Genomic DNA, 3,113 nt, shown 5'->3' with positions numbered 1-3,113 from the left:
CTTCACCACCAAGCCGACCGAACCCGAACCGCAGATCACTCCACAACCGGAACCGAAACAGCTGCCGTGACTACACCACCCCGCGGGACATGACCCGGTGTGAGGGTCAAGAAGCTACTTGGCGGCCGGGGGACAGCGAAAACTCGGGGCTACACTCGTCCACGCTTTTGCGGACCGTCGTCTCGCTGGCCTGGGCCGCCTGCGCGACCGCCCGGATACCACCGTGCCCCAGGATGCGGGCCTCGGCCCCCATCAACCCGCCGCTGCCGCTCGCTCAGATGCGGGAACAACACCCCGAACTTCACAGCGAGTTGACTACGAACCTCATCGAAGATGCCCATACCAGACCAACGAGCCGAAGCACGCGAAGCAACACCTTGATTCTCTGCGAGCCCTAAAGCTGCCCGCTATATGGAGCACCTCACACCACGTCAAGATGATCTCCGCCTATGAAACCTTGCCGGAACCACACGCACGTGTACGCCGACAGCTGGGACGGCCGGACCGGGGCCGAGTACGGCCTCCAGTCGCGGGCCAACCGTCTGAGCGGCACTGCGCGTGCCGTCCACGCCCGTTCGATCTGCACAAACACAGGATCAAGAGGCTCGGTGCCGGGCGTCGGGACGACAGGGGACGCGTAGGCACTGTGCTCTGTATCGGAGGGCAATAAATGGGGCATCACATGCCTCACGGGTGGGGCGATGCGCCAAAATTTGCTAAGCAACCTCGTGACGTGGTGGTTCCCCACCTGCCGTCAACGCAGCAGCATATGAAAGGTCAACATCGCTGGGCGCCAGACCGTACAGCTTGAGCTGGCGCCAACTTTCGCGTGACCGAACGTCCTCCGCTATTCGATTGATAGGGGGCAGCCGGTTCAGTACAGACTGAGGGAATTTCAGTTGTGAACAGACTGCTTTAATGGCTGATTCCATCATTAGTATGCGGGGCCCGTCCTGCCTGTAGCCAAAAGTGTCATTCCCCTTCACGCATGGATAGTTCCTGCGGTAGGCGACGCGAATGGCTCGCGACCGCGCCACGTCGCGCGCACCGTCCACGCCACCCTGATCTGCACCAAAACAGAATGAAAGAGACTTAGCGGCTCTGGCAGTTCCAAGCCACTTTAATATGATCGATCCCCATCTCGTGAGACTGAGTTGAACCGGCCGCCACGAGACTGCGGTGTACCACGATGGCCGTCACATTGTTCGGACGGCAGCATCTCACGATGAGGTGTATAGATTTATGCACCTCCGCCACTAAAGAACCGCGCCTGCATCGGCAATGAAATCTGCAATTTGGCCGACGAATCCCTCATTCCGAAGATCGCCACGAAGGTAGCTCTGCACTATGCGCACCAAGCTTGATGCCGTGTCTATTGTCGCCGTATTGGTAACAGTCGCGGCATTTTCTGCAACTGCGCCATTGACGGCGTATGCCAGTGGCTCGGTGTTCGTGCTTGCGCTGGGCCGTAACGCATTAGGGCTCATTACACTAGGTCCCGTTGTTTTGCTGATCCGTCGACGCGAGTTCATCAAGGTTTTCCGTGGGGAGCGATTTCTGGTACGTAGGGAGCAGCGCCGCGCTGTCTTGCTAGGGTCTCTCGCCGGCACGGCGCTGGCTACTCATTTCGCCACATTCATGTCCAGTACACGGATGACCAGTGTGGCTATGGCGACTGCCCTAGTGGCTACGCAACCTGTCTGGCAGGCGCTCATCGCGACCATGCTGGGCGGTAGGCTACCGCGTGCGACGCGGGCGGGCCTCGCCATCTCAGTTGCGGGCGCGGTGATCGCTAGTGGTATGGACCTAGGAGCTGGGAGCAAGGCGGTCCTCGGAGACCTACTCGCTCTCGCAGGCGCAGTCGCGCTTGCCGGCTATACCGCCCTCAGTGAACAGGCCCGTCCCGATGTCAGCACGTCGGTGTACTCGGTATTGTGTTCTTTCATATGCACGGTGGAGTTGCTGATCCTCTGCCTTGTTTCCGGAACCCCCATGTTCGCGCTCACTGGTAACACCTTGATCGCTTTGCTGGGCCTGCTAATCCTTCCTCAGCTGCTCGGCCTTTTTTCGCTGAATTTCGCCCTTGGTCGGGCACCAGCCACAGCGGTGAGCGTGATGTTGCTGCTGGAGGCACCTGTGGCAGCGATTGTCGCCTGGTTGTGGCTTGGCCAGACGCCCGACGGGAGTACATGGCCGGGACTATTCATGATCATGTTGGGCGTTGTTGTGGTTGTGGTGGCAGATGTGCGACGTGCGGATCCGGTAACAGAAAATCTGGGAGATGGATGGGTTACAACCATGTCTCCGCAGCATGCCCTCTCGATCGTCAACGATATTCCAGCTAGGGGTGACATATACGCATCTTTGTGGCGCCATGCGCACGCTGGACGGTTCGCTGAAGTCGAGGCCGAAATACGGAGATTGGAGAATCAGTCCATCCGCGCCCATGGAGCCAAGTCTTGCGAGGCTGCCCACTGGATTGAAGTACGCGCCATCGTTGCCCGTATCGCCGGAGACCACAGCCTGTCCGCTCAACTCTGGTCGGCCGCCGCTCGTTTCCACTCTTCCACACCGTGTCCAGATGCCCACTCTGGCTATCGCCTCAACTACTCGTACCAAGAATGGCGAAGCGCCAGCGGCGAGGAGGGCACCATTGACAACGCACCTTCTCCAGTATTCTGAGCGGCACACGAACGAGATTTAGGGAAAATGCTGGTGACTTAAGTTCTGTCCTGCCGAGTGATGGTGACGGTGTCCGGTGCGGGTGGTGTCCGGTTGCCGTGCTCGGCACGTTTGAGTGGCCAGTTGGACATCTTGCGTTTGATCACTCGGGGGCGGGTCCGGTGGCGGCGTGCAGACAACAGGCGTTCGGCGATCCCAGCCGGGGTGCGGGCCAATGCCCGGGCGAGTCGGCCGGGGGAAAACGCCGCCTGGGCCGGGACCTGGCGGCGCACGATCCGCAGAGACCGGGTGAAGGACAGGCGGTCGGGGTCATGACCGCCATGCAGACGCACTTGAGGGCGGCCTGCTCCGTGGGGAAGTGCCCGCGGGCGCGGACGGCCTTGCGGATGCGCGCGTTGACGCTCTCGATGCTGTTGGTTGTGCACACAATG

Annotated in this window: 1 protein-coding gene and 2 pseudogenes; 1 reads left to right on the top strand and 2 read right to left on the bottom strand. The window is 60.5% G+C overall.

The annotated features are described in order from the left end of the window. Positions 1-169: 169 nt before the first annotated feature. Positions 170-341, bottom strand: a pseudogene (locus ABZT12_RS39240) (ISAzo13 family transposase); the annotation flags it as partial. A gap of 1,006 nt (positions 342-1,347) precedes the next feature. Here ABZT12_RS39240 and ABZT12_RS39235 point away from each other — a divergent pair. Beyond that, on the top strand, positions 1,348-2,682 hold the full coding sequence (locus ABZT12_RS39235) for a DMT family transporter (RefSeq protein ID WP_356394640.1): 1,335 nt from the start codon (positions 1,348-1,350) through the stop codon (positions 2,680-2,682). 301 nt (positions 2,683-2,983) lie between these two features. Here the strand turns inward: ABZT12_RS39235 and ABZT12_RS39230 are convergent. Beyond that, positions 2,984-3,113 (bottom strand): annotated as a pseudogene (locus tag ABZT12_RS39230) (transposase); the annotation flags it as partial.

The sequence above is a fragment of the Streptomyces sp. NPDC005423 genome (assembly GCF_040606415.1).
Lineage (GTDB): Bacteria > Actinomycetota > Actinomycetes > Streptomycetales > Streptomycetaceae > Streptomyces.
Note: the sequence above shows the minus strand (reverse complement) of the source record. Positions and strands in the feature narration are given on the sequence as shown.